The sequence below is a fragment of the Novipirellula methanifontis genome, assembly GCF_052161655.1.
Lineage (GTDB): Bacteria > Planctomycetota > Planctomycetia > Pirellulales > Pirellulaceae > Novipirellula.
This window is the reverse complement of record NZ_CP197418.1, coordinates 1,139,500-1,165,479: the sequence shown is the minus strand read 5'-3', so window position 1 is coordinate 1,165,479 and position 25,980 is coordinate 1,139,500. Positions and strand designations below refer to the sequence as shown.

Annotated in this window: 18 protein-coding genes and 5 tRNA genes; 16 read left to right on the top strand and 7 right to left on the bottom strand. The window is 53.9% G+C overall.

Annotated elements, in window-relative coordinates; translation table 11 throughout:
- Positions 1–4: 4 nt before the first annotated feature.
- Positions 5–1,786 (top strand): hypothetical protein, encoded by a 1,782-nt coding sequence (locus tag SH528x_RS04175; protein ID WP_442509270.1) that lies wholly within the window; start codon positions 5–7, stop codon positions 1,784–1,786.
- Between the two features lie 286 nt (positions 1,787–2,072).
- On the opposite strand, the gene SH528x_RS04170 is transcribed toward SH528x_RS04175, so the two are convergent.
- Positions 2,073–2,924, bottom strand: coding sequence for an alpha/beta hydrolase family protein (locus SH528x_RS04170; protein ID WP_442509269.1), 852 nt, complete (start codon positions 2,922–2,924; stop codon positions 2,073–2,075).
- A 434-nt stretch (positions 2,925–3,358) separates the two neighbouring features.
- Between SH528x_RS04170 and SH528x_RS04165 the strand changes: the two genes are divergently transcribed.
- Positions 3,359–4,339 carry a metallophosphoesterase gene (locus tag SH528x_RS04165; RefSeq protein ID WP_442509268.1) on the top strand — a complete coding sequence of 327 codons (981 nt, stop codon included), beginning with the start codon at positions 3,359–3,361 and terminating at the stop codon, positions 4,337–4,339.
- 127 nt (positions 4,340–4,466) lie between these two features.
- On the opposite strand, the gene SH528x_RS04160 is transcribed toward SH528x_RS04165, so the two are convergent.
- A complete protein-coding gene (locus SH528x_RS04160; RefSeq protein WP_442509267.1) occupies positions 4,467–4,592 on the bottom strand; it encodes a hypothetical protein in 126 nt (41 codons plus the stop codon).
- A gap of 204 nt (positions 4,593–4,796) precedes the next feature.
- Here SH528x_RS04160 and SH528x_RS04155 point away from each other — a divergent pair, with 204 nt between their 5' ends.
- The 3 genes from SH528x_RS04155 to SH528x_RS04145 all read left to right on the top strand — a co-directional run bounded on the left by SH528x_RS04155 (position 4,797) and on the right by SH528x_RS04145 (position 8,990).
- Positions 4,797–6,077 carry an MFS transporter gene (locus SH528x_RS04155; protein WP_442509266.1) on the top strand — a complete coding sequence of 427 codons (1,281 nt, stop codon included), beginning with the start codon at positions 4,797–4,799 and terminating at the stop codon, positions 6,075–6,077.
- 432 nt (positions 6,078–6,509) lie between these two features.
- Positions 6,510–7,988 (top strand): hypothetical protein, encoded by a 1,479-nt coding sequence (locus SH528x_RS04150; protein WP_442509265.1) that lies wholly within the window; start codon positions 6,510–6,512, stop codon positions 7,986–7,988.
- A gap of 42 nt (positions 7,989–8,030) precedes the next feature.
- Positions 8,031–8,990: a hypothetical protein gene (locus SH528x_RS04145; protein ID WP_442509264.1), complete on the top strand. Its 960-nt coding sequence runs from the start codon at positions 8,031–8,033 to the stop codon at positions 8,988–8,990.
- 290 nt (positions 8,991–9,280) lie between these two features.
- Here SH528x_RS04145 and SH528x_RS04140 read toward each other — a convergent pair whose 3' ends face one another.
- Positions 9,281–10,597: a DUF1501 domain-containing protein gene (locus tag SH528x_RS04140; protein WP_442509263.1), complete on the bottom strand. Its 1,317-nt coding sequence runs from the start codon at positions 10,595–10,597 to the stop codon at positions 9,281–9,283.
- A 316-nt stretch (positions 10,598–10,913) separates the two neighbouring features.
- Positions 10,914–12,707 carry a DUF1549 domain-containing protein gene (locus SH528x_RS04135; RefSeq protein ID WP_442509262.1) on the bottom strand — a complete coding sequence of 598 codons (1,794 nt, stop codon included), beginning with the start codon at positions 12,705–12,707 and terminating at the stop codon, positions 10,914–10,916.
- Between the two features lie 223 nt (positions 12,708–12,930).
- Here SH528x_RS04135 and SH528x_RS04130 point away from each other — a divergent pair, with 223 nt between their 5' ends.
- The 10 genes from SH528x_RS04130 (at position 12,931) to rplK (ending at position 18,721) form a co-directional block, all read left to right on the top strand.
- Positions 12,931–13,677 (top strand): class I SAM-dependent methyltransferase, encoded by a 747-nt coding sequence (locus tag SH528x_RS04130; protein WP_442509261.1) that lies wholly within the window; start codon positions 12,931–12,933, stop codon positions 13,675–13,677.
- A gap of 444 nt (positions 13,678–14,121) precedes the next feature.
- Positions 14,122–14,194, top strand: a tRNA-Thr gene (locus SH528x_RS04125).
- Positions 14,195–14,330: 136 nt separating this feature from the next.
- Positions 14,331–14,412 (top strand) — tRNA-Tyr (locus SH528x_RS04120).
- Positions 14,413–14,427: 15 nt separating this feature from the next.
- A tRNA-Gly gene (locus tag SH528x_RS04115) sits at positions 14,428–14,498 on the top strand.
- A gap of 87 nt (positions 14,499–14,585) precedes the next feature.
- A tRNA-Thr gene (locus SH528x_RS04110) sits at positions 14,586–14,657 on the top strand.
- Positions 14,658–15,270: 613 nt separating this feature from the next.
- Complete coding sequence (gene tuf, locus SH528x_RS04105; protein WP_442509260.1) at positions 15,271–16,467, top strand: elongation factor Tu; 1,197 nt, start codon at positions 15,271–15,273, stop codon at positions 16,465–16,467.
- A gap of 245 nt (positions 16,468–16,712) precedes the next feature.
- Positions 16,713–16,784: transfer RNA gene (locus SH528x_RS04100), tRNA-Trp, on the top strand.
- A 91-nt stretch (positions 16,785–16,875) separates the two neighbouring features.
- Complete coding sequence (gene secE, locus SH528x_RS04095; protein ID WP_442509259.1) at positions 16,876–17,325, top strand: preprotein translocase subunit SecE; 450 nt, start codon at positions 16,876–16,878, stop codon at positions 17,323–17,325.
- A 123-nt stretch (positions 17,326–17,448) separates the two neighbouring features.
- A complete protein-coding gene (gene nusG, locus SH528x_RS04090) occupies positions 17,449–18,189 on the top strand; it encodes a transcription termination/antitermination protein NusG (RefSeq protein WP_442512077.1) in 741 nt (246 codons plus the stop codon).
- Positions 18,190–18,295: 106 nt separating this feature from the next.
- Entirely contained in the window at positions 18,296–18,721 is a 426-nt protein-coding gene (rplK, locus tag SH528x_RS04085) for a 50S ribosomal protein L11 (RefSeq protein WP_442509258.1), read from the top strand.
- 254 nt (positions 18,722–18,975) lie between these two features.
- On the opposite strand, the gene SH528x_RS04080 is transcribed toward rplK, so the two are convergent.
- Positions 18,976–19,743 (bottom strand): hypothetical protein, encoded by a 768-nt coding sequence (locus SH528x_RS04080; protein WP_442509257.1) that lies wholly within the window; start codon positions 19,741–19,743, stop codon positions 18,976–18,978.
- A 244-nt stretch (positions 19,744–19,987) separates the two neighbouring features.
- On the opposite strand from SH528x_RS04080, the gene SH528x_RS04075 reads away from it, so the two are divergent.
- A complete protein-coding gene (locus SH528x_RS04075) occupies positions 19,988–22,018 on the top strand; it encodes a S46 family peptidase (RefSeq protein ID WP_442509256.1) in 2,031 nt (676 codons plus the stop codon).
- Between the two features lie 142 nt (positions 22,019–22,160).
- On the opposite strand, the gene SH528x_RS04070 is transcribed toward SH528x_RS04075, so the two are convergent.
- Positions 22,161–23,204, bottom strand: a complete 1,044-nt coding sequence (locus tag SH528x_RS04070; protein WP_442509255.1) for a lysylphosphatidylglycerol synthase transmembrane domain-containing protein — start codon at positions 23,202–23,204, stop codon at positions 22,161–22,163.
- Between the two features lie 144 nt (positions 23,205–23,348).
- The gene (gene recG / locus SH528x_RS04065; RefSeq protein WP_442509254.1) at positions 23,349–25,511 is read right to left on the bottom strand and encodes an ATP-dependent DNA helicase RecG; all 2,163 of its coding nucleotides are present in this window, start codon (positions 25,509–25,511) and stop codon (positions 23,349–23,351) included.
- Positions 25,512–25,980 lie beyond the last annotated feature (469 nt).

Genomic DNA, 25,980 nt, shown 5'->3' with positions numbered 1-25,980 from the left:
TCCTATGAATCCCATTCGTTTGTCGTCCTCCGCGGCGTTGATCTTAGCCACCGCCTCATTCATTGTGTCGCCGGTTGGCACCGCGTCGGAGATGACGTTTCGCCAACTTCATCGAGTCTCGGTACCCGAGGCGCATCAGGCGGTTGCCGTTGATGCGTCGTCGTTTTACGCAATCTCCAATCGCACGATTGGCCGCTACGAGAAGGGAACCTCGCGTCCTCTGGCGAAATGGACCGCTCCCGACGGCTCGCCCGTTATCCATCTCAATAGCGGTATCGTGGTCGATGGCCGGCTGTATTGTGCCAATTCGAATTGGCCTAAATCGCCGCTCAAAAACTCGATCGAAATTTTTTCTGCCGAAACACTTGAACATCTCGAGCGAAAAGAGTTTGACGAAACCGAAGGAGCCATCAACTGGGTCGAACGGCATCGCGGATCATGGTGGATTGCGTTCGCATTTTATGGCGAGGCAAACGTCCGCCGCACCTACCTGGTTCGCTACGACGACGAGTGGCAAAAGACGGGAACGTGGACATTTCCGGAATCCGTCATCGAACGTTTTTTGCCCAACAGTAATTCAGGGGGCGCATTCGGCCCAAACGGACGCCTGTTTGTGACCGGTCATGACCACGCGGAGTTGTATGTTTTGACCGTGCCCGAAACCGACGGCGAACTCAATCACATCGCCACGGTCCCCGCCCCGATCGCAGGCCAAGGAATCGCCTGGGACCGCAGCGATATCGGCACCTTGTTTGGAATCGTGCGCAGCCGCCATGAAGTGGTCACGATGCGGTTATCGCACCGCGAAGAATACGCGACACTGAAACAACCAGTCCAGTGGATTCGAGATGAAAACAATCCCGTGCTTGCTCCGCGAAAAGGCGAATTCGATTCTACTCGAGTGATGAATCCGTGGGTGGTGCGAGCGGGCGAAACGTATCGGTTGTTTTATGCCGGAGGTGACAACCACAAAAAACACCACATCGGGGTCGCCACCGCCGCCATCAATGATCTCACGAAGTGGGATCGAACGGGGCCGCTATTTGATAATGGCGCCGAAGGATCGTTTGATGCAAATTGGTGTGTACTGCCGCATGCCGTGCAAACCCGTGACGACCGTTGGCACCTCTACTACACCGGTAACGCGGGAAAAGGCACGGGATTGAGCGCGTTTCCTGGGATCGGAATGGCGACCAGTTCTGATGGCATGACGTGGTCTCGTTCCGGCAATCAACCTGTCCTTACCCCCAGCGGTGAACACGGTGATCCTGATGCGATCGGGATCGCCGGAGGATCGGTATTGCAGGTGCGGCAAAAGGATGGATCGACTCAATGGCGGTTCTACTACACCGGTTGTCCGACGACGGGAAAACCGCATGCACTCAACCAGCAAAAGACGATCTGCTTGGCGGTCTCTGATGATGCCATCCACTGGGAAAAACGTGGAGTGGTGATGCTGCGTGATCCCGAGCGTGACTACGAAGACATCGCGGTTGCCGGTGCCGTGGTGCATCAGCAACCCGATGGAATGTTTCGCATGTGGTATTCCGCAATCGGCACGCGATGGGGATTCTATTCAATTTGTTACGCCGAATCCGATGATGGAATTCACTGGCGTCGCGGTACAAAATCCGACAACAATCTGCAACTGAGCCCCACCGGTGACGGTTGGGAGAAACAAATGGTGGAATACCCAACCGTCATTCGCGAGGGAGCCCGTTTGCGAATGTTCTATTGCGGAAACGGTTACGGAAACAGTGGCGTCGGCACCGCGATATCAAAGTAGACCATCAAGACTACTCGCTGACACGCTTCGAAGGAGCGTTTTGTTGATAACGCGAAGCGTCCGCGAGACAATCTCGATCCTGACTCGGTCCCTCATTGACGCTTTTTGAAGTTGCGAGTTTTTCACAACCCGACGCGTCAGCGAGGGAGAATCGATATTGATTCGGTCCCTCGCTGACGCTTCGGGTTATGATTTGCGGGGAAAAACGATAAAAACGCAATTTCAAAAGTTACGCATCGGGTTGTGATTGGATGTGGAACCAACCTCGCTAGGGCCAAGGTTGCGATCACTTTCCTGCCGCTTGGCAGGCAGCAATCACAAATTCAAACGCCTGCTTTGTGTCGTCGTAATTGGTGCTGTGCCCCATCTCTGGGCGATGAATACCGAGCACTTTCGTATCTCTTTTACCGAGAAGTTCGACCAGCCTCTGGACACTTTCCGGCGGCACCGACTCGTCTCGACCACCGGTGGTAGCGGCGACCGGCATCGTGAACCTATCGGGGAAGAACTCCGCACTGCGCCGACGATATTCCTCGGGGACTTCTTGCTTCGATCCGCCAAACGATTTGCTGATCGCGTCCTGAAACCGCTCGTACTCGACATGGTTAGCGGTACCGTTGAGTGCGACGACCCCATCAACCTGTTCGGGGTGCAACGCAGCAAAGGTCAACGCGGAGGTACCCCCCATCGATCCGCCACTGACAATCACGCGTTTTACTTGGAAGCGGTTCTTCAGTATGCGAATGATCTGCAACAGATCGGCTTCGGCGGCCGGTCCCATCCACGAGGTCTTGGCACGGTAGTCCGGTGAAACCATTAGCATCCCGTGCGCGGCCGCAACGTCGCGGGTCGCCCGGCACTCGTCTCGCGTTTGAGTAGCAAATTGCCAGCGATCCGAACCGTGGCCATGCAACGCAATCAACACCGAAACCGGCACGTCCGCGGCAAATTCGTGCGGCGTCAGCTCAACATACTTTTGCTCGCTGCCGTCGAAATCTGCTATGAACGTTTGATCGACCATCGTCGCCAGCGGAGGCGTCCTGTCGTCGGCAATCGCCGGTGATGGTGCCAAACACATCACCGCACCAACGGCGAGTGTGAAAAAGATCGATGTGCAACATTCTTTTTGTTCACGCATGGATTGATACAAGAGAGGCTAAAGAGGCGAAGGGACAAGTGGCGAAGGGACTTAGCACTTTTCGGACGTGTTTAAGTTTACCGCAATAGAGCTGTATGTAGCAAATCGGCGAACGCTTGGTGCTTGCGGACGTCAAATGCCAGAGACTAAATCACAGTAGCTAAATCGCAGTGGCTCGCGATTCATCCTGCACAGATCCAGCCAAATTTCGTGATCAAATACGATTATTCGCAACCTCATCTATCGGATGCGACTGCCCGCTCGCTGCAACGAAAAGAAATGGGGACAAATCATCATCTCACTTGCGATGGGACGTAGCGGTTATAGTGGGTTGCCAGCGACGAGACGATCCGCGGCCATCAAGTGCCATCGCCATTGCGTACGCTGTGTCCAACCACGATCGAACCTCCAGCTCTTTGAGATTGACGAACACAATGCGATTGAAAACCTACCTAACATCGATGCTGATTTTTTTCGCAACGATGGCGTTAATGGCCAACGTCACCGTTGCGGACGAGCCCGCAAGTGAGGTAAATACGCGTTTCAAGCAGGCAGCCAATCGAACTTTCAAGGCTTTCGATCCACAGCAAGAACAGACGTGGCAACGCCCCTTCTTCTTCATGCAACTTGCCGACACTCAGTACGGCATGTTCACTGGAAACAAGGGGTTCGAGCAGGAAGTAGCTCTGGTTCAACAAGCGGTCGAACATATTAACCGGCTTCGCCCTCGATTCGTGATCGTCTGTGGTGATCTGACGAATGCCACTCCGAACCAGCCTCGCTATGAAACTCAGGTTACTCAGTTTCATCACGACTTTTCCAAAGTAGACGCCGAAATCCCGCTCGTTTGTGTGTGCGGTAACCACGACGTCGGCAATCGACCAACGCAAGAATCGATCGCCAGCTATCAAGAAAACTTTGGGGACGATTATTTTTCATTCTGGGTTGGAGGCGTCTACAACATCGTCCTGAATTCTAGCGTCCTGAAAGATCCCAGCGGCGCCGCAGAAGTGCTGACGGCTCAGCAAGCTTGGCTCGATCAGCAACTCCAAGATGCCAAGATCGCGAAGCCGAAACACATCCTGTTGTTTCAGCATCATCCGTTTTTCCTTGAGCAAGAAGAGGAGCCGGATCAATACTTCAACATTCCGCTGGAGCGCCGAACGCCACTGTTACAACAACTCAAACAGGCAGATGTGCGAGCCGCTTTCGCAGGCCATTACCACCGCAACGCCTATGGTCGCGCCGGTGCAATGGAAATGATTACAACCGGTCCGGTGGGTCGCCCGCTAGGCAGAGACCCATCTGGTTTTCGCATTGTGATCGTGGATGAAACGAAGATCCAACACCAATACTGGGCAATGGACGACGTGCCCGAGAAAATCAACCTGCCGCAAACAGACGCCCGACGTTAAATGGTCGCTCAATTTCCCCAGTACGGGCCTCGATTGGTGACTCCAGCAGAGATAAATTAAGCAGGTCAATAGAAGTCATTCCACATAGTGACCTGAGCCGCATTCCCTTAACGGCAATCCAACTCACTTAAATCGCCAACACTGGCTTGCTGCTGACAACTTGCACGCGAATGCGTGCCGGTGCTTTGCCGGCGTTGGCCATTGTGTCTATACCGCTGGAAGCATTGTTCTTAGGATTGGCTCCGAAGAGCATGGCCAAAGCTAGATTTATCGCTCCGCTGACTCAACAACGTGGTGGAACTCCGCGTGTGACGGGGATGGCACGACCTCGGCCCGCTCTAGAATCGAACGTCAGTCAAATGAAGCGGTTGAGCTTGGCTGAACAGAGGTGATGCTCTTGGCGGCGGATTGCAAACGCAGTTCCGTTGACCACAATTATCTTCGGAATGCGACAACCATGGCAGATGCAGTACTCTCTCGCGAATTGGCTCCTCAGCCTGTAGCGTTAACGCTAAACGCTTCGCTGTGGGCCGTTCGTGGACTGTTCTGTTTAAACGGTTTTCTTTATGCAAACTGGGCAACCCGCATCCCCGCGATACAGTCACAATTCCAACTTTCCAATGGGACCCTCGGGCTAGCCCTGATGGTCCTGGCGGCCGGAGCGGTGGTGGCGATGCCCAGCACCGGTTGGCTCTATTCGCGCCTCGGTAGTCGTCGGATCGTTGTGATTAGTCTGGTGATTTCTCTGCTGGGACTTCCTGCGATCTCGCTGATGTCGGGTCTGGGGACGCTGGTAATGGCGTTATTCGTTTTCGGTGTCGGTCATGGGATGTTGGATGTTTCCATGAATTTGCAAGCGTTGGATGTCGAGCGACGATTGAACCAGCAGGTCAATTCGTCGATCCACGCGTTGTGGAGCACGGGTGCGCTGACGGGTGCCTTGGCGGGCAGTTTGTTTGCGATTAGCGGCGTGGGGATTCGTTGGCACTTTGCCATGGTGGCCGCAATGTTGGCGTTCGCGGCCGTCCCCATCGTCTCTCGGCTTTTAATTGACCGAGTCAATCGCGATCAAGACTCACCAGAGAAGAAGACCCGACGTACCAAGTCGAAGAGGGATTGTGAAATCCGCCGTGATTCCGGCGGAGCGGCAATCGACCGACCACGCCACGAACGTGCCCCGCACGGCGTGACGATTTTGCTCGGCGTCATTGCGTTCTGTGTGATGGCGAGCGAAGGAGCAATGGCGGATTGGAGTGCCGTACTACTTCATCAATCGTTTGAGATCAGTGAAGGGATCGCTGCGATGGGGTTCGCGACATTCGCGATTGCAATGGCGATCGGTCGCTTCGCCGGAGATCGTTTGTCCGCAAGATTAGGCCCCGTCAAACAGGTGCGACTCAGCGCGTTGGTGGCGATGATCGGATTCTTGATCGTTGTGACGTCCAATCACTTCACCATTGCACTCGCTGGCTTTACTTTGATCGGGGCGGGGTTGGCGACGGTCGTCCCTGCCGTCTTCAGCGCCTGTGGCAGATTACCGGGCGAGTCCCCTGGCGTCGCACTGGCCACGGTTTCAACGATCGGTTATTTCGGCTTTCTGCTTGGGCCGCCGATGATCGGCTTTCTGTCCGAGTGCGTTAATTTGCGTTTCGCACTCGGCACACTGGCGGGAACGATGGTGGTCACCATGGCGCTGGCATCAGCAACCCGTCCACCAAGTGCCAAACGCGGCATGTAAGCTTCCTGCCGCTTCCATTGGGGCAACTCTGATCCCTAAGCAGTTCGTTCGGTATATACCGGTGAAACGTCGAGTCTTTTGTGAGCTAACGGCACTAGCCGCAGTGAGCGTCAATATTGCAGGAAACAAGCCCGCGGCTAGCGCCGTCGGCTCACATCATTATGTGGAATGACTCATATTGACCTGCTTAAACGGGGGCACGGGTTTTGAAGTGGCGTGATTTTCTTTTGCCGACGCATCTGTGAGAAAATATCACGCTTGACTCGGCCCCCGCTGACACTTCGGGTTATGATTTGCAGGGAAACTTCAAATCTTCGGCTTTGCTTGCCGTCACCGTGTCGCGGACCAAAACGTTACACATCCGTCACGCATTCCAGAGTCATCGCCGCGAAATATTGACGGCTTCCGTTACTCCCACAAGGTAATCCGTTCATGCGTTTTTTGACCGTTGTTTGTTTTCTGCTCGTGGTGCAATTCACTTCCGTTGTGCACTCGTGCCTGGGCGGCGATACGGATGGGATCGATATCGGCAGCCGACGCGAGCTATTGGTCGACCACTTGCTGATCGACAAACTCGATAACGTTCGCTTGGTGCTCAATCGGCCGCGAGATGAAGGAGTGGTGCTGAAGTTCGACAAGCCGTGGGAAGGGCCTTTCAGCGGGTACTGCACGGTGATCAAGGATGGCGACCTATACCGTCTCTACTATCGAGGCAATCCGAAAGCGGGCGCCGACGGCAATCAAGGTGAAGTGTGTTGTTACGCGGAGTCAAATGATGGCATCGGGTGGACGAAGCCCGAGTTCACGCACTTCAACGTTGATGGGCATGCGAAGAATAACATCGTGCTTGCCGATGCGGCTCCGGTGACGCACAACTTCTCTCCACTGCTAGACACTCGCCCAGGGGTTCCCGCCGAGCAGCGTTACAAAGCAATCGGCGGGACAGTGGCCAGCGGGCTAGTGGCAATGGTTTCGGCGGATGGGATTCACTGGAAAAAACTTCGCGAGCAAGCGGTCATTCCCAAAGAGATGGTTCCCTTTGGGCACATGTTTGATTCTCAGAATGTTGCTTTTTGGTCCGATTTCGAAAACAAATATGTGTGTTTTTTTCGAGTCTTTGCAGACGGAGTTCGCCGTATCTGCCGCACCACCAGCGACGATTTCCTGCAGTGGTCACCGCCGGTGTTGATGAAGTATCGTCATGGTGACGGCGAGGCTCCCATCGAGCACCTGTATACCAATCAAACCCATCCTTACTTTCGAGCTCCTCATTTGTATGTTGCGATTGCCGCTCGATTCATGCCCGGTCGTCAGGTTCTTTCCCCCGATCAAGCCGAGGCGATCGATGTATCGCCCTCGTATTTTAGGGATACGTCCGATGCGGTACTGATGACCTCGCGTGGCGGAGACATCTATGACCGAACGTTCCTGAGCGGTTACGTGCGGCCAGGGATTGGTGCCCGAAATTGGGTTTCTCGCACGAATTATCCGGCTTTGAACGTGGTGCCAACGAGTCCTTCGGAAATGTCGATTTATCTGAATCAGGACTATGCCCAACCCACATCGCATTTGCGAAGATATTCGATGCGTTTGGACGGATTTTCGTCGGCACAAGCTCCCTATGCCGGCGGAGAGTTGCTCACCAAACCGCTGAATTTCAAAGGCCGTGAACTGGCGATCAATTTTGGTACCTCTGCGGCAGGCAGCATCCAAGTTGAGATCCAAGATCGCTCAGGCAAGCCCATTCCCGGCTTCACACTCGACGATGCGAACGAACAAATCGGCAACGAGATCCAGCGCGTGGTCTCCTGGAAACAAGGGAGCGATGTTTCGTCACTCACCGGCACCCCGGTACGCCTGCGATTCGTGATCAAAGACGCCGATTTGTACTCGTTCAAATTTAACGAATAGCGAAACAACCCGTCTCAGTATTCCTCTTCAGCGGAGTTCATCTTGATCCCTTCTCGTACATGGCATTCGGTACCAACCATCCTGTGGGTCGTCACACTCTCTGGGTTCTTTCTACCGCTACAGGGAATGGCTCAGACCGCCTCGGTGGTCAAACTGGTTGACAACAGCGAACTTCCATCCGGCGATGGACTGGCAGCCAAGTTCGCCAGCGACTCGCAATTAAAGCAACATCCCTCGGTGATCTTTACCGATGATTTCGAAGTAGGAGAACTGGGGGCAAAGTGGGACGGGACGAACGATCGCACCGGTAACGTGCTAAGCTTCGTCGATCCGGCATCCCAGAGTCCGATGCTAGGCCGACGATCGCTGAAAGTAACCGCGACGCTCGGTCAGAATAGTGGTGGTGGATTCACGAAATGGTTTGAATCCTCCGATCGTTTGTTTATCCGTTTCTACACAAAGTTCGATAATGACTGCGATTACGTGCATCACTTCTGTACGTTGCGGGCAAACAAGTCACTTCAGGGTGGCGATCGCTGGAGTGGTTTTGGCGGAGCGGGCGAATTGCCCGATGGAGATGAGCGGTTTTCGACGGCCATTGAACCATGGGGGAACTGGGGCAAGTGGGCTCCGCCGGGACAATGGAATTTCTACAGCTATTGGCACACGATGCGGCCCAGCCCGGACGGCAAGTACTGGGGCAATGGCTTCCGCCCCGAAACGCAACCCAACATCGAGCGTGGCAAATGGATCTGTGTCGAATTCATGCTCCAGCACAATACACCGGGACAGGATGATGGCGAACAAGCCTACTGGATCGACGGCGAACTTCGCGGCCATTGGCGCGGCATTCAATGGCGAACCAGTCCCACGTTGATGGCCAACGCATTGACGCTGGAAAGTTACGTGACCGATCGCTGGACGAAACAACGCGTGAACATGGTTTACTTCGACAATGTCGTCATTGCCAAACAATACATCGGCCCATTGAATAAGCCCTGACTAATGTCGCTCAGCTCTCCGAGCCGTTCGCGTTCATTGAGTTCACGCAAATTTTAAAAAAGACAACACGTCATTCGAAAGAACTTCGAACCCCGGCAAACTGATGCGTGAGTTCTGAAGTTACGTTACTCGATGACTCCGGGCCGTTGGCCCTGCAATCCATTGATTTTCTCGGCCCCAGCCCGTTGGGTTGGGCTAGATAAACTTCCGGGGTTTAGCCCCTAAATACAACAGGGCAACTTCAACATTAACGTGTCGGGTGCGATCGCCTGTACAGTGGCATTCCTTGACTAGGACAGCAGGGAACGAATCGGCGTTCCCTCGCTTCGTTTCAGCGGGCGGCCAATCGGCGTGTAAACCTCTTCGGCAAACGGGACTCCCAACGCCGCAAGGATGGTTGCATGCAAGTCGGCAACCGTGGTCACGTCGGCGACATCCTGCATTGGATTTTTGGAATCCAGTTTTGGCGTGGGCGAAGTCTCGCCATACACTTGCCCTCTGCGGATCCCACAGCCGGCTAACAGCGTCGAAAAACCATGTGGCCAGTGATCACGGCCACCGGCAGGATTGATTGTCGGAGTGCGTCCGAATTCGCCTCCGCAAACCACCAACGTGTTTTCAAGCAAATCGCGATCGCGAAGCCGAACCAACAGCGAGGCAATTGCCGGATCGAGCGTCTCGCACGCCGACGATTGCAATGAATGGTTATTGATATGGGAATCCCACCCGCTAAGCGTGACTTCGACACAGCGTGCCCCCGCTTCGATCAAGCGACTTGCCGCCAAACACCCGCGTCCAAACGGAGTGTCGCCGAATGCGGCAAGCGTCGTCTGCGATTCCTCGGACACATCGAATGCCGACAACTGCTCGCTGGACATCATCCGCAGCGCCGCATCGGTTGCAGTCACATGCAACGTGCGTTTCTTTTCGAGCTCCGCGATCCGGCCACGCCGAAACTCTTTTTCGACCACGTTGTAGAGATCATCGATCCGTTTGTCATAGCGGTCCTGCTCCACCGAACGGCGAACATCAGGCACCGGACCGGCGGGATCGCCGATCTTGAACGCGTCATAGGCGCCCCCCAGATAACCACCCCGCGCAGGAGCACCGCCTGGCAAGATCGAGATATGACGTGGAATGTCGGAATCGCCTGGATCGGACTCGCACAACACCGCGCCGATCGATGGATGAATCAAGGTGGGATCGGGACGAAATCCCGTCTTCACGTTGTAGACCGCACGTTGGTGATCCCCTTCTTTTCCGGTCACACTACGCACCAGCGACGCCAAATGCATTTGCTCGGCGAGTTGTGGCAAGGTATCGGCAATTTGAATTCCTGCGACCGACGTCTCGATCGCCTTTGTATCGCCACCAATCAACTTCCCTGGATGTGGGTCGAATGTTTCTAGCTGGCTTGGCCCACCCTCCAGCCACAACAAAATCACACTCAAGGGACGCGACGGGTCGGTCACTCCTAGTTCATCCGCCAGCGCCAGCGTGTGAGCGAGTTGAGAGAGGAACACTCCGCTTACACCCGCACCCAGTAACGTACGGCGAGAGAAGTGAGCCTGGCGACTACAGAGCCGATCGGATGCAGTGAAATTCATGATTGGTCTTTCAATTTGCAATAGTAATCTCAAGTGTTTCGTACTAGCCATCTTGGTGCTAGTGCGAAAACCCTTAAGTTCTTCCCGTTCTTGTGAGCCGACGGCGATAGCCGGGGGCCATTAAACGCGAATTTTAAGTTGCCCGCGGCTAGCGGGCAGTTGATTTAGTGAGCCGCTCGCGCGTGAGCGACCGGGTTCCACGCATTACCCGGTGCCTTACGGCCCACGGCTCACCACTGCCATTTACATTTCGACTAAGCCGACAGCCCGCTTGCGCCGTCGGCTCAGTGTTCCCGCCTTAAAACAGGACGAAACATCAGTGGTTCCACGCCAATTCGGTACTATTGAGCAACACCCAATACAGGTCTTCGATCCCAGCCTGGCGATCGTCACTCTCTTTGAGTCTTGCAACAAAATGTTCTTGTTCAGTCGGGGTAGGGTGGCGATTTAACACGGCCAGATACGTGGTCTCGATCGCCTGGGCATCGGTCTTCGCAAACCGAGCGATATGGTTAGTGGCATTGAGCACAGGATTATCTTCAATCGCTTTACGTAACATCTCGCCGTTGAGCATCACTAACCGCTGTGAGATCGTGACACTGTCGTTGGTAAATTCATCCTCGCCTTGATCGCCATAACGGCGGACAAAATCGTTGGTGCTGCCGAATTTGTCGAACTGAACGAGCAGTGACGAATCACGGTCAATCTTCTTGATCCTGGCGCTCTGGATAATGGATGCTGCCATTTGCTCGGGACGCAACCGTGTTAAAGGGAATACCGCTCCAGCGTCCTCGTGCGCATCGGTGACTTCAAACTCCGCCCGACTGGAAACTCGAAACGCCGAACTGTGAACGATCATTCGAATTAAATCACGAAGATTGAATTGATGGGCAATAAACTCGTCCGTGAGTGTCTCGATCACCGCAGGTGCCTTTTCATCCAACGGCAGATTATCCACGGCGTCCGTGGCACTGCGGCCAAACAACAACGCCCAAACGTGGCTGACCGTCGATCGCCCGGCTTGCCGGTTTTTGGGATCGGTAATCCACTGTGCCAACCGATGACGTGGCGAGCCCTGATCGGGAAGCAGCTCGGGTTGATATGGAACGCTGGGCGTCACTTCGACTTCCGCATCGGCGTCCAAGTATTGGTAGTGATAGTTGGCCTCGTTTTCTTGAACCCCTTGCAATCCGTTGGTTTTAGCACTGGTAAAGAACGCGGCCAGTTGATGAAAGTCGGTCTGCATTCCTTCGCGTGGCGAATCGGCACTTCCCAGACTGACGTTGCCTAGAAAGTCGTTATGGCACTGCAAACAATCGATTCGCAAACCGAGGAACGCACGTGACGTTCTGGCTGCCAAACGAACGGGATCGGGTTGCCCATCGTTGCTGTCAAAGGTGACGGTTAGAAAATTGACTTCGGGTCGATCGGTCCAAAGCCCCTCGGCGGTGACGAGTCGCCGAACGATCTCGTCGTAGTGAATGTTTTGCGAAAATTGGTCGGTCAACCAAGTACGGAATCGGCGGCGGCGATAGACCAGAAATGGGCCATCATCGGCGCCGACATAAAACCGCGACCAACGTTCGGCCCAATATTGATGGAAACGCGGATCCACAAGCAGCGATTCCAGGTGAGCTTGCTCACGCTGCGATTCCGGCATCGATTCCAACCGCCGAATTTCTTCGAGCGACAGTCCGCTTCCGACCAGCGCCAAAGACATCCGGCGACAGAGGGTCAGCCAGTCGGCAGTCTCGGCCCGCTCAACACCCGCCTCGTCCCAGCCGAGGGCAAGACTGGCTTCGATCGCCGCCATCGACTCACGCAAAGCATCATCCCCTTTGGCCACTGCATCGAAACGGGATGCAGGATCCAAACTTGGGGATTTTGCTTTGGCTAACTCGGCAGGCGGCAGATCCGATTCGCTCGCGGCGTTCTTTTTGTCTTCGGCCTCTGCCGCGTTAAAATTAGTTTTTGCGACGGGATCAAGCAGTGAATTTTTCGATCGATCCGAAAGCCCCGCAGCGAGGTAACCGAACGCGATCAGGACCAATAATCCAAACCAACCGTAGCGGACGATCGTCATCAAAGCCCATTTCATTGGTTTTCGCATCCGATGTTTACAGAAAAAGAAAGGCAGTGCCTGGACGTAATTCGTCAAGCGAATGTTAATCTTGCCAATCATCCATAATAAAACGGCAATCTCGACATGGGGTTGTTTTGAACGGCAAAAGGGCCGATTTTAAGTTCTGCACATTGATGCATTCGAATTCAGGGCATCCTCGGCCCCGCTGCGATCCGCACTGGCGCCGTCATACGAAAAAAAGCTTGCTTCCATGGACATTACTCCGTCAACGTCGCGTCCTTCGACTCTTAACGAAGCGAGCGATCCTTTTTTCGAGCCCTACGATCGCGAACAAATTGCATACGGCGACCAGCCTTCAGCGGCGTTGGCGGCTTACCTCCAACAGGTTCCTCGCAGCGGTAAAGCCCTAGATCTAGGCGCCGGAGCCGGTCGAGACACGATCGCACTGGCCAAGGCGGGCTATGACGTGTTGGCGGTCGATCTGAGCGACCGCGGACTGCAACGAATCCGACAACGGGCCCAAAAGGAACAAACATCGGGCAAAGTGCAGACGTTGGCGGTCGATGTCCGGGAAGTATTAATGCCCGAAAAAACGTATGACGCGATCGTCGCTACCACCGTGTTGGACCACATTCCGCTCAGCGATGCTGTGATATTGTGGGACCGCATGGCCAAGTCGCTGACCGATACCGGCATTTTGTATGTTCAGGTGCACACCACCGAGGACCCTGGCAGTGACCAATCGCCGGGCCGCGAAAGCGATGCTCCGGTCAGTGAAACAGCGGGGGCGGTGATCAACTATTTTCCTCCCAACCAATTAGCTCTCTGGGCCGTGGCCGCCAAAAGCCGACTGCGGATCCTTCGTTACGAAGAGTGTTTGGAGTGGGATTACACGCATGGCCCCGAACATCTGCACGGCAAAGCCATCTTGTTGGCGACCCGCGAAGGAGCTCATCCGCCTTGGTATGGCCAACCCGCCTTGTTCCCTCGGCGCTGAGCGTTTCACGAATTTGATGAACAGATTAGACGCACAAATTCAAATCTCGCAAAATTGGCGAAAAGGGGTGCCGACCAAGATACAGAATGCCGAACAAGGACATTCAAGCCCGTTTTTCACGCTGCTGCGTCGCCCTATTTCGCAGTACAAATAGGTGTGAACCGAGCCTGAGTGGGCGTGTCCAAGGATAGTAGAATGGCGGTAAAGTATGCCTCGGGTTGCTCAATTTCAAAAAAATCGTCAGAATCCTCGTGTTTCATCGCTGGTGGGGCCGTTTCCATCTTGCCCCATATCGCTGGATCGCTACACTCTGCCCTTCGAAGTGAAAAGGTTAACTTGAAGACCGGACGACAAACTTGGTGAATTCCACGTTTCGTCACATTCAAATGGTTCACAGGCGTTAACAAACGCCAGAAAGTTTGAATAATACGGTCCGACGGATTCGCCAGCGTAGCTCAGTTGGCAGAGCAGCTGATTTGTAATCAGCCGGTCGTGGGTTCGAATCCCTCCGCTGGCTTAAGTCGCTATCACAGCGACATCAAGCAACAAAGTAAAACGGTTGGTTAAGTTAAGGAAACGACTCAAGCACAGAACACGATTTAAACGACACGAGAAACGATGACGGCACACCACATGTGCTGACAAAGAAACAGGGGGGTTTGCCCGAGTGGTTAAAGGGGGCGGATTGTAAATCCGCTGACTATGTCTACACAGGTTCGAATCCTGTAGCCCCCATTTCGACGTTTCATCGCGGGTGTAGCTCAATGGTAGAGCAGCAGCCTTCCAAGCTGAATACGAGGGTTCGATTCCCTTCACCCGCTCTTGCGTTCTCGGCGTTTACGGAAGAGTCGACTAAAGAACGTGTTCGGATGGACTTTGGGCTTTTGGTCTGAATTTCCTTTTGAGTCGCTGCTGTAGCTCAGTGGTAGAGCGCCTCCTTGGTAAGGATGAGGTCATGGGTTCAAATCCCATCAGCAGCTTTGGTGAGTGCGACTCCTCTGCGGCATGGCAACAGCCATGACAATGTTAGTCAGGGTGGGATCAACGCAACCGCCGGAGTACTTTGTTAGCAAACCGAGCCCGCAGGGGCTTGGGATCGAACAAGAAGAGATTGCGAGAGTGCTTTAGGGTGACATTTATGTCACTGGCGGTTTCCTCGCGAAAAAAGAGCGATTGAATGCTCTATTTTCGCAACGAGGCAATTGCAAATTATCTCACTTTTCGCAACAACTTAGGCAAGTTGGCTACCAGCGGTCTCGCTGGAAGCGTACATGAGGTCGAGTTCAGCGTCTCGTTGGTGTTAATAACGCAGTTTTTTAAGCAATTAAAAAACCCCGCGAAGTTCGCGTCCCACGAGTTTCCCTGAGTAGGCCCAATTGCGACTAACGTCAATAGCAGCACAAAACATGTCCCGCGGTGGGACGCAAACGATTTTTTGATTTCGTTTCAATTCTATTGTTGATCGAGTGACCAAGCGGCCGGATTTTTAGCGAGCTCCCGTGGGTGTGAACACGGACGTTAGATCTTCGGGCTGATTAGGGGCGTATCCCCTTTCCAGTTTTCGCAATGGTCGAGTGTAGGTGATTTAGAAAAATGGCTAAGGAAACTTTTCAACGTACAAAGCCCCACGTCAACGTCGGCACGATTGGCCACATTGACCACGGCAAAACGACCACGACTGGCGCAATCTTGGCCGTCCAAGCCGCTAAGGGTCTGGCAAAGGCAAAGGGTTACGCAGATATCGCCAAGGGCGGTACCGTTCGTGACGCTACCAAAACAGTGACGATCGCGGTCGCTCACGTTGAGTACGAGTCGGACAAACGTCACTACGCCCACATCGATTGCCCGGGCCACGCTGACTTTGTTAAGAACATGATCACCGGTGCCGCCCAAATGGACGGTGCGATCTTGGTCGTTTCGGCAGCGGACGGACCGATGCCACAAACCAAGGAACACGTGCTTTTGGCTCGCCAAGTTGGCGTTCCTTACATCGTTGTTTACTTGAACAAGTGCGATTTGGTCGACGACGAAGAATTGCTTGAACTCGTTGAGCTTGAAGCTCGTGACTTGCTCAGCAAGTACGGCTACCCAGGCGACGATGTTCCTGTCGTTCGCGGTTCGTCGCTTCCAGCGTACAACAACCCAGCGGACCCTGAAGCCAGCAAGTGCATCACCGAGTTGATGGTTGCCTTGGACGACTTCATTCCAGAACCGACTCGTGAAGACGACAAGCCATTCTTGATGGCAATCGAAGACGTCTTCTCGATCGAAGGTCGTGGTACGGTTGCTACCGGTCGTATCGAGCGTGGTGTTGTTAAGGTCGGCGAAGAAGTATCGATCGTTGGTCTTTCGGACACCCCTGTGAAGACCACCTGCACCGGCGTCGAAATGTTCCGCAAGGAAATGGGCGAAGGCCGCGCGGGAGACAACGTCGGTTGCTTGCTTCGTGGTGTTAAACGCGAAGACATCCAACGTGGTCAATGTTTGGCCAAGCCAGGCAGCATCACCCCTCACACCAAGTTCGAAGCAGAAGTTTACTGCTTGAGCAAGGAAGAAGGCGGACGCCACACCCCGTTCTTCAGCGGTTACCGCCCTCAGTTCTACTTCCGTACCACGGACGTAACGGGAACGGCAAACCTTGTCGACGCCGAAATGTGTATGCCTGGCGACAACGTTAAAGTTGAAGTCGAGTTGCACAAGCCAATCGCAATGGACGATGGTGTTCGTTTCGCGATTCGCGAAGGCGGCCGTACGGTTGGCTCGGGTGTTGTAACCAAGATCGTCGAGTAATCGCGACCTTGCGTTCCAATTGGTAGTGCGGTTCGACAACATGCCGACCCTTCGGTAATGGATCCGAACCGGACGCCAATTTGAAAAATCATCCAATGGCCAACGAGGTTTTTAACCTTCGTTGGTCATTGGCTTTTTAAGCCGAATGCGTTAATCTGCTGTGTCGTCGCGGTTATGCCGCGTTGGGATTGCTCTGAACAGGGCTTTTCGGCGATAACAGGCGTGTGAAACGCAATCGGTTTTACAGGGGTGTAGCTCAATGGCAGAGCACTGGTTTCCAAAACCAGCGGTTGAGAGTTCGAGTCCCTCCGCCCCTGCTTTTATTCACACAAAAAAACTTGGCCCGTGGGTCGACTGCAAAGGATTCGCAGTTTCCATCGGTCGAATGATCATTTTTAGGAGCCGACAGTGTCTCGAGACATTGCAGGGACGAACAACGCCCCACTAACTAGCGAACTTTTTCACACCAAGGTTTACAAGCCAAACCAGGGGCGGATCGTTCGTCAATTGACAGCATTGGCAATCTGGGTCGTGGTAGCCCTCGGCTGCTGGAGCTTGTACGCCACCCTGCGGGGATTCCTGTTCGGCGGTCAGTACGCTTATCTGGTTCCCACCATTTCCGGCGTAACCTTGGCAATCGGATTGTGGATTGGCTACCGCTTAGTCAACTGGCCTCAGTTCGCTGACTTTCTGATCGCGGTCGAAGCCGAGATGAACAAGGTAACTTGGCCATCGAAGGACGAATTAATCCGAGCCTCGATCGTGGTAATCTTCACGATCTTCTTCCTCGCGGTTGCCCTGTTCTTGTTCGATGTGGTTTGGCAATTCATATTCAACTTCCTTGGCGTGACTAGCTAAACAACGGCGTCACTTGTTTCATTCGAGCTACTTGAAAATGAGACGCCTTCCGACGAATTACTTTCGATACCGCTTTCGGTGATACCCGTGAATTCAGCTGATACGACAGAAGACCAAGGCGACATGCCAGACGATGTGCAAAGCGGAGCTCCAACCAATTCCGATCAGCCCGCTGCAGATCAGCTTGATTCGGATACCAACGAAACATCCTCAGACGCTTCCGCCTCTGCAGTAGAAAGCAGTGAAGAAACGTCTGCTCCCGCGCCTCCCCCGCCAAAAAAACAAGTCGCACCGAAAGTCGACAAAGTTGATACTGGCGAAGCCAGGATGGATTGGTACATCTTGAAGGTGGCGTTCAATCGCGAAGATTCGATTGCCGAAGCGCTTCGCAAACGTGTCAGAATGGAAGGCATGATCGAAGAGTTCGGCGAGATTGTCGTTCCCACCGAAGACGTCGCAACGTTCACGCGTGACGGCAAACGCCGAGTCACCAAGCGAAAACTGCTGCCCGGCTACATCATGGTCAATATGATCATCAATGATGACACCTGGTTCTTGGTTCGCGAAACTGGTGGTATCAGCGACTTCACCGGAGCCGCTGGAAAACCGATGCCGATGGAACCCTCGGACATCGAACGATTCATCAACAAACCCGAAGTCGATGACGAAGACGAGACCCCAATCAAAACGGCGATTCCGTTTAAGGTTGGCGATCGTGTGAGGGTCAAGGAAGGTAACTTCGAGAACCAGGAAGGTGACGTCGATAGCGTCGATGAAGCAAACGGACGCATCACCGTCATCATCAACATCTTTGGTCGCAGTGTCCCAATGGAACTCGATCACTGGCAAGTCGAAGCTTTGTAGACGGCATGATGTATCGCTGTCACGTGCCGATGCACCGACAACGATCGCCTTCCCAAACATTTTGAAAATATTCCTCCACTGAACAATCTTAACTGATCACTGAAAAATGGCTAAACAAGTAACCGGGGTCGCAAAATTCCAAGTTCCTGGCGGACAAGCAACCCCCGCTCCTCCTGTCGGTACCTCGCTCGGTAAATTCGGTGTGAACCTTGGTCAATTCGTCCAAGCATTCAACGACCGAACCAAAGAGTATGCAGGCACTCCGATTCCTGTCGTCGTCACCGTTTACAACGACCGTAGCTTTGAGTTCATCACCAAGAGCCCTCCGGCGGCATCGCTGCTAAAAGCAGCGGCTGGTATCGCCAAAGGCAGCGGTGTTCCTAACCGCGACAAGGTTGGCACAGTGACCGCCGCTCAGTGCGAAGAGATCGCTCAAAAGAAGATGGAAGACCTGAACGCCCGCAGCATCGAGCAAGCCGCTCTGATGATCCAAGGCACCGCTCGCAGCATGGGCATCAACGTCGAAGGCTAAAAAGCCTCGTCCTGTTTAGCGTAGCGAAACTCGCCAACAGTTTCGGCCATGCGAGACAACAAAAGATCTAACGCGATTTAGCTCCGCCAATAAAATGGACGGAGCTAAATTCGTTTTGTGACGTGCCGGTAAAACGCCGGTCATTTTGTGAGCCGACGCGTTCGCCTTGAACGTAGCGAAAGTCGCGAAGACTTTCGTCCACCAACCTGTAGCGCCGAAACTCTTCCCGAGTTTCGCTACGGGTAAATCCAGACCTACGCCGCGTCTTTCCAGTGGGCACTCAACCAAGTTGCTGGCAAGGTCGACTTGAATACGCTTCCCTGGTAGCCCGCAATTGCTTGATCCGGCAATGGATATCCGTGGAAAGCCAGTACTCGCATCTCCGATGGCTGATACGGCTCGCGAATCAGGTTCAGCGGAAACAACGGACGACAGCTACGCTTGAAGCTGCACACCCATTTCTCGGGCCAGAACGCCAAATCATCCAGCAGCGTGCGGCTGACGTATTGTTGTTCGATACGGAACGTTTCAAGCACTTCGGCCTGGTGATCACAAAAGTGCTGATAAACTCGCGAGTGACGCTCGGGGTTAAAGCGAAATACCGAAGTATTCCCCACTTTGCCATCGCGTCCCGGCATCCAAGCACGCCGTTTTTCGAGCCAGTCATGGATTACGCAGAACCGGCCTGGCTCGAACGTAAAGAAATCGTCCAGCGGTCCGGTCAAAACAACGTCCAGATCAAGGAACAGTGTGTCGCCCTCAAGTCCCGCCAAGCCAGGCTGAAATAGCCCGACTTTCCGCCATGTTTCGCCTCCTTTGCGAGCGTCAAACGCTCCCTCATCAAATGGCGTCACCGGCAATGGGTGAATCTCGACTTGCTCGTCGATCCCCTCAGGTTTCTCGGTCAAACAAAGGAAACGGAAAGGCATTTGCAGGTGCTTCTCGATTCCGCGAAGCAAACGATTGACATACTCGCTGCCATATTTCGTCCCCCACTTGATGCAGACAATATTCGCTTGCATATCCGATTTCCTCTGGACCTGTGTGATTCTATTTCAACCTCTGTTAGCTACGAAAATTTACAATTCGGGGGAAGATGAATCTGCACGATTTGGCGAAGAAATCCCCTCCGTGCCGTACTCCGGGTTCTCAATCAAAGTGGTGGATGTTGCTAAGATAGACAGACGCGTGAGCCACATTACGAACGCATCTCAAACCCATTTTAAAATCCTAGACATGAAAATCCAAAGCCGAATAGCCTTCCTCATGTTTTTGCTGACAACTTCACTCTCTCTGCCCGTCCCATCGTATGGCGACGAAGGCATGTATCTTTTCAATGACCTGCCCGTCGACACATTGAAACAGAAGCATGATTTTGAACCCGACTCGCAATGGGCAGACCACCTTCGTTTGTCTTCGGTGCGATTCAACAGCGGTGGGTCCGGATCGTTTATTTCCAGTGATGGCTTGGTCCTGACCAACCATCACGTCGCCAGCGATACGCTGCATAAACTCAGCACTCCCGAATTGAATCTGATTCAAGATGGCTATTTGGCCAAGACACTCGATCAAGAACTTAAGGCTCCCGATCTGGAACTGAATCAACTCGTTTCGATCGAGGACGTGACCGACCGCGTCAACCAAGCGGTCAAATCCGGCGCGTCCAGCGAGGATGCATTGAAACAACGACGCGGCGTGACCTCGACGATCGAGGAAGAATCGTTCGAAAAGACTGGCTTGCGAAGCGACGTGGTGACCTTGTTCGGTGGAGCGAAGTACCACCTGTATCGCTACAAAAAATACACCGATGTCCGTCTCGTATGGGCGCCGGAAACGAAAGCAGCCTTCTTTGGCGGCGATGCGGACAACTTTGAATACCCGCGTTACAACTTGGACGCCACGATCATGCGGGTTTATGAGGACGGCAAACCCGCGAAACTCGACAACTTTTTGCGATGGAATCCCGATCCAATGCAAGAGGGCGAATTGGTTTTCGTCAGTGGCAACCCAGGACGCACGCAACGTATTTTCACGGTTGCAGCTCTTGAATTTCTGCGAGACGATCGATTGCCGTATGTGCTCGATTTCCTCCGCCGCAAAGAGATTCTGATGCAGCAATTTGGCCTCGAAGGCACCGAGCAGGCACGCCGCGCACGCGATGAATTGTTCGGTATTCAAAACGCTCGCAAAGCCTACACCGGGATGTTGGCGGGGCTACAAGATCCGCAGACCTTTGTTGCCAAAAAGTCCCGCGAAGAAAGACTGCTTAGCAACCTGCAAGACAACGACGCCAACAAAGAACTGGCTGCGGCTTGGACGGAAATTGCAGAAATCCAAGACGATAAACGCGAAATGTTGACAAAAACCGTCAGCCTACGAAGCACGCTGTTCGACACCGCAATGCAAATCGTGCTGCTCACCGCCGAAGATCTCAAACCCAATGACCAGCGACTACACGAGTTCACCGATGCGTCACGAGAATCCAAATTGCAATCGCTGTTCAGTGAAGCGCCCATCTACGAAGATCTCGAACAAGTTAAACTGAGCGACGAACTCTCACGACTGACCATTTTACGTGGGGCAGAGGACGCATTGATTCAAGAAATCCTTGACGGCAAAGGCCCCCGAGAACGTGCCGCTGCGTTAATCGAAGGCACCAAACTGGCAGATGTCGCGTTTCGCAAACAATTGGTCGAAGCGGGGAATGACGCCGTCCAGGAGTCAAACGATCCGATGATCCAATTGGCTCGCAAACTCGAAGCCGAATATCGTCACATTCGAGAACGCAACGAAGAGATCGAAGAGCGGGAACGCCAAGCCTACGCCAATGTGACTCAAGCCGTCACCCAGATCGAAGGGACCGGTGGCTATCCCGATGCAACCTTCTCCCTGCGATTGGCATTCGGAACGGTCAAAGGCTACTCCGAAGATGGCGAGCACGTCGAACCAACCACCAATTTCGCCGGAGCTTACCAGCATGCGGAAGCCCATAAAGGGCAAGCCGATTTTGATCTTCCCGAATCATGGATCCAAGCAAAGAGCAAGGTCGACTTGGACACGCAACTGAACTTCGTTTGCACCGCCGACATTATTGGCGGCAATAGTGGTTCGCCGGTGGTCAATCGCAAAGGCGAATTGGTTGGCCTGATCTTTGACGGCAACATCCAAAGCTTGACCAGCGATTATCTCTACAGCGACGAACAAGCACGGGCGGTGAGCGTTTCTGGAGTCGGGATCATCGAAGCCCTGCGTTCGATCTATGACGCACAGTCGCTTGCTGATTCGATCGGCAAATAGTCGCCTTTCGCTCTGCGAAAGTTGCGAAAAAATAGTCGTCTTTTGCTCCGCAAAAGTTGCGTTGGATAAATGCTACTTTTGCTCCGCAAAAGGCGACTGCCTGAAACCATCATTAAAGATGATCTAGTTAAATCGAGTCAGCTCACGCTTCATTCTCTTCACTCACTTCGTCTTCATCTTCTTCTTCTACTTCCTCTGCCTCTTCGACACTCTCACGAAGTTCCTGGCTGGAGGTCCAATAGAAGACGGTGCCGATCGCGGCCATTGCCACTTTGACAATTTCGAACACCAATGCCACCAGCGTCCCCGAAGCCGTCGTGGTGGTCGCAGGCACGATTCGGTAAAGCCATTCGATAGTCGCTTCGTATACGCCTAATCCCGCCGGCGTGATCGGCATCGCAGCCGCCAACATTCCGATCGGAACAATCACAAAGTGCTCGATCAATGTCGGCGGTTCGGAATAGAGTCCGCGTGCGATTAGATACATACTGAGGATCATCGACGAATGCACGCCCAGACTCATCACGATCGAGACCAGAAACGCGATCGGGTGAGCATGAAACATCCGCAGCGGCGGTCCAATCTTGGCGACCACCGGGCCGACAATCGCGAGCTGACTGCCCCAGCGGACCAACCGGTCGACTCCCTTACCGCCAAAGACCAACCCACACAGCACGACCGTGCCGATGGTCGTCAAGATCGCGGTGGCCGCTTTGATCTGCTGCATCTGCTCGCGATCAATCTCCGTCGAGTGACTCGGCTGGACCAACATCAACCCCAACGCAACGAGCAACAGCAGGCCAAACAGTCCCACACCGCGATCGACAAACACCGATGCGACCGCCTCGATCCGCTTCCCCGGACGCTGTTTTGCCAGGAAAATTGCCTTAAACAGGTCCCCGCCCACGCTGCCCGCTGAAACAAAGTTCAGCAAAAATCCGATTGATCCGAGCCGAAACGCCTCGACCATCGACAGCGAAATCCCTTGGCAACGAACGAGCAAGCACCAACGAGCGAACGAAATGCTCAATCCGATCATCGCCACAATCAAGGCACAGGCCAATAATCGGTAATCCTTGGGCTGGCTCGATAGCTGAGCCCAATCAATGTGATTCGCCAGCCAAGCGATGATTGCCACGGGGATGGCAAACTTCAGAGCGAGAGTCGCGGCTTTTTTCCAAGTCATGTGCATCGGGACAAGATAATTGCCAGCGTCCGACTCTCCAAGCCGCCTTCAAAATCTCCCCGTCCCGTGAGCCGTGGGCCGTAAGGCACCGGGTACCTCGCGTCACTCGGCTGGGGACTTCTCGCCCACAAAACCAAACCTTCGCTACGCGACATCGCCCAGATTGAGCCGTTTCCCATACCGCCGCATCACTTGCGTCTTCAGATCATGGAATTCCGGAGCATCCAATTCTGGATCCTCTTCGATCATCGCCTGTGCCATCGCCCTTGCGATTCTCAGGATTTCGATGTCGCGACGCGGTTCAGCGATTCGCAGCGGTGCCATTCCACTCTGTTTCCGTCCCAGCAGATCGCCGGGGCCACGCAATTCGAAGTCAGCTTCGGCAAGCTCGAAACCATCATTGGTCTTCTCAAACAAACTCAGCCGCTCGTTCTCACTCGGCGGCTGATCCCCATCCGAGAAAACACATACGTGTCCCACATGCGAACCACGCGAAACACGGCCACGTAACTGGTGTAATTGAGCGAGCCCAAATCGCTCCGCACCAAGGATCGTCATCACAGTCGCGTTGGGCACATCGATACCCACTTCGATCACCGTCGTACTGACCAACACATCGATCTCGCCCGATGCAAACTCCTGCATCGTCGCCATCTTTTCATCTGCTGCCATGCGACCGTGCAAAAGCCCGATCCGAAACTCGGACAACACACCCTTACTCAAATCCGCAAAGACCGTTTGCACCGACGAAATATCTTCACCTTCCTCGTCATCCGAATCCTCTCCATCGGACTTCGTTGTCGGCACCACACGCGGAGCGACAACAAATGCTTGCCGTCCTTCGTTCAGACGTTCCCGAACAAACGACCACCATCGATCTTTCCATCCATCGTGAGCGAGATACGTATTGACGCTGGCTCGACCAGGCGGTTTTTCCCGCAACGTACTCAGTTCGACATCGCCAAACAGCGTCATTGCCATCGAACGAGGAATCGGAGTCGCCGACATCACCAGGTAATGCGGATCCACACCGCCGCTCCGCAGAGTGACACGCTGCCCGACGCCAAACTTGTGCTGTTCATCGATCACGCATAGCCCAAGTTTGTGAAATTGGATATCACCGTACAGCAGTGCCTGGGTGCCTACCAAAAGGTCAATTTCGCCCGCAGCGGCCGCTTGAATCGTCGCAGCACGCTCCGCTCGACTGATCGATCCACACAACAATCCGATACGAACGCGACTGTCAGCAAGAATTTTGCGTAGCGTTTCGTAGTGTTGTCGAGCAAGCACTTCCGTCGGAGCCATCATTACCGCCTGATGCCCATTGGCAACCGCCAGCATCATCGCGTACACCGCGACAACGGTCTTGCCGCTGCCCACGTCTCCTTGCAGCATACGGTTCATTGGAAATTGACACGCCATATCCTGGCTTACTTCTTTAATCGCTTGGCGTTGGTCGTTGGTCAATTCAAAGGGAAACCGGTTCAAAATTCGCGAATCGATCACGGACGTTGGCGATAGCGGTGGCGATTGCAGATCGCTGGTCAATTTACGACGCCGCATCGCCAGTGCTAATTGCATCACGAACAATTCCTGAAACACCAAACGAATCCGAGCCGCCTGCAGAGACGCTTCATTGTCCGGTTGGTGCAGTTGTTGGACAGCGGTTTGGATATCGTAAAGAGGCCCCTCAATTTCGATCCCTGCCGCCCGTAGCGCATCGGCGGAATCGCCGCGCAAACGTTCTGGCATCACCTCGTGAATTTCGTTGCCGAGCAACTCCAAAACATTGCCGACAAGATGGCGAAGATCATTCTGTTTGACTCCTTCGGTTAGTGCGTAGATCGCCAAGATTTTCGGCTCGGGGTAATTGTCTTGTTCGTCCAGCATCGTTAGCTGCGGATGCACAAACTCCATCCTCAGCCCACTCAGTTTCGGGACGCCCGAGATCACGACACGTTGGCCAAACTTAATTTGATCGGCACGATAGGGCTGGTTAAAGAACAGGATGCGGACGGCACCCGTTTCATTTTCGACGATCGCGCCGAACACCGACTTGCCAGGCGACCGTGACGCCAATTCCGCGTCCGTGATCGTACCGATTAGCGAAGCCTGTTCGCCCTCACGAAGTTTGTCGACCGCCTTGGGAGGCGCAGGCCGCTCATAATCACGAGGGAAGAAAAACAACACATCTTGCGCCGTCCGCAATCCGAGCTTCGCGTATTTTTCAGCACGAAACGCCCCCACCCCCGGCAAAAACCGGACCTGCGTAGTCATCGTGACGGGCGGAGTTTGTTCTTGGTCCATCGTGGTAATCAGCAAAAAGCAGCAAACAAGAGAGGGGACATTTTGGACACACACCGCTGCCCGCCCCGCCCATCTCATAATAACGAAGCGAAGTCGCCGCAAGGAGAAATGGTAATAGGCGAGCCTTTTCAACCGCAGCAATCGTGTCCGTGACTGCCCGAAGTCTATCCAATCATCCCCCTCGGTAACAACCGACGCGCCGTAGCAGACCCGCTGCCGTTGTCGAGGGAAGCCCACCGGAATGATTTGGTTCCCAACGCCTCCCCCACCCCCTTCCGTATCAAAACCCGCCACCCGCCATCTAAGCTGCATATTCGTTGATCGCCCTCATCATGCAAGCGTTTCCCAGCGACGACATTTCCGGCTTCACCAAACCTCTACTGCACTGTCACAGATGAATTTGGGGGTAGTGGATCTTTAACAAGATCCACTACCGTCAGCCCGAATTTTCATGCCTGACAAACCACTA

Excerpts from the sequence above, each read along its gene's own strand:
- SH528x_RS04175 (WP_442509270.1), top strand. The coding sequence starts at position 5 with ATGAATCCCATTCGTTTGTCGTCCTCCGCGGCGTTGATCTTAGCCACC.
- SH528x_RS04170 (WP_442509269.1), bottom strand. The coding sequence starts at position 2,924 with ATGCGTGAACAAAAAGAATGTTGCACATCGATCTTTTTCACACTCGCC.
- SH528x_RS04165 (WP_442509268.1), top strand. The coding sequence starts at position 3,359 with ATGCGATTGAAAACCTACCTAACATCGATGCTGATTTTTTTCGCAACG.
- SH528x_RS04160 (WP_442509267.1), bottom strand. The coding sequence starts at position 4,592 with ATGCTCTTCGGAGCCAATCCTAAGAACAATGCTTCCAGCGGTATAGAC.
- SH528x_RS04155 (WP_442509266.1), top strand. The coding sequence starts at position 4,797 with ATGGCAGATGCAGTACTCTCTCGCGAATTGGCTCCTCAGCCTGTAGCG.
- SH528x_RS04150 (WP_442509265.1), top strand. The coding sequence starts at position 6,510 with ATGCGTTTTTTGACCGTTGTTTGTTTTCTGCTCGTGGTGCAATTCACT.
- SH528x_RS04140 (WP_442509263.1), bottom strand. The coding sequence starts at position 10,597 with ATGAATTTCACTGCATCCGATCGGCTCTGTAGTCGCCAGGCTCACTTC.
- SH528x_RS04135 (WP_442509262.1), bottom strand. The coding sequence starts at position 12,707 with ATGCGAAAACCAATGAAATGGGCTTTGATGACGATCGTCCGCTACGGT.
- SH528x_RS04130 (WP_442509261.1), top strand. The coding sequence starts at position 12,931 with ATGGACATTACTCCGTCAACGTCGCGTCCTTCGACTCTTAACGAAGCG.
- tuf (WP_442509260.1), top strand. The coding sequence starts at position 15,271 with ATGGCTAAGGAAACTTTTCAACGTACAAAGCCCCACGTCAACGTCGGC.
- nusG (WP_442512077.1), top strand. The coding sequence starts at position 17,449 with ATGCCAGACGATGTGCAAAGCGGAGCTCCAACCAATTCCGATCAGCCC.
- rplK (WP_442509258.1), top strand. The coding sequence starts at position 18,296 with ATGGCTAAACAAGTAACCGGGGTCGCAAAATTCCAAGTTCCTGGCGGA.
- SH528x_RS04080 (WP_442509257.1), bottom strand. The coding sequence starts at position 19,743 with ATGCAAGCGAATATTGTCTGCATCAAGTGGGGGACGAAATATGGCAGC.
- SH528x_RS04075 (WP_442509256.1), top strand. The coding sequence starts at position 19,988 with ATGTTTTTGCTGACAACTTCACTCTCTCTGCCCGTCCCATCGTATGGC.
- SH528x_RS04070 (WP_442509255.1), bottom strand. The coding sequence starts at position 23,204 with ATGACTTGGAAAAAAGCCGCGACTCTCGCTCTGAAGTTTGCCATCCCC.
- recG (WP_442509254.1), bottom strand. The coding sequence starts at position 25,511 with ATGGACCAAGAACAAACTCCGCCCGTCACGATGACTACGCAGGTCCGG.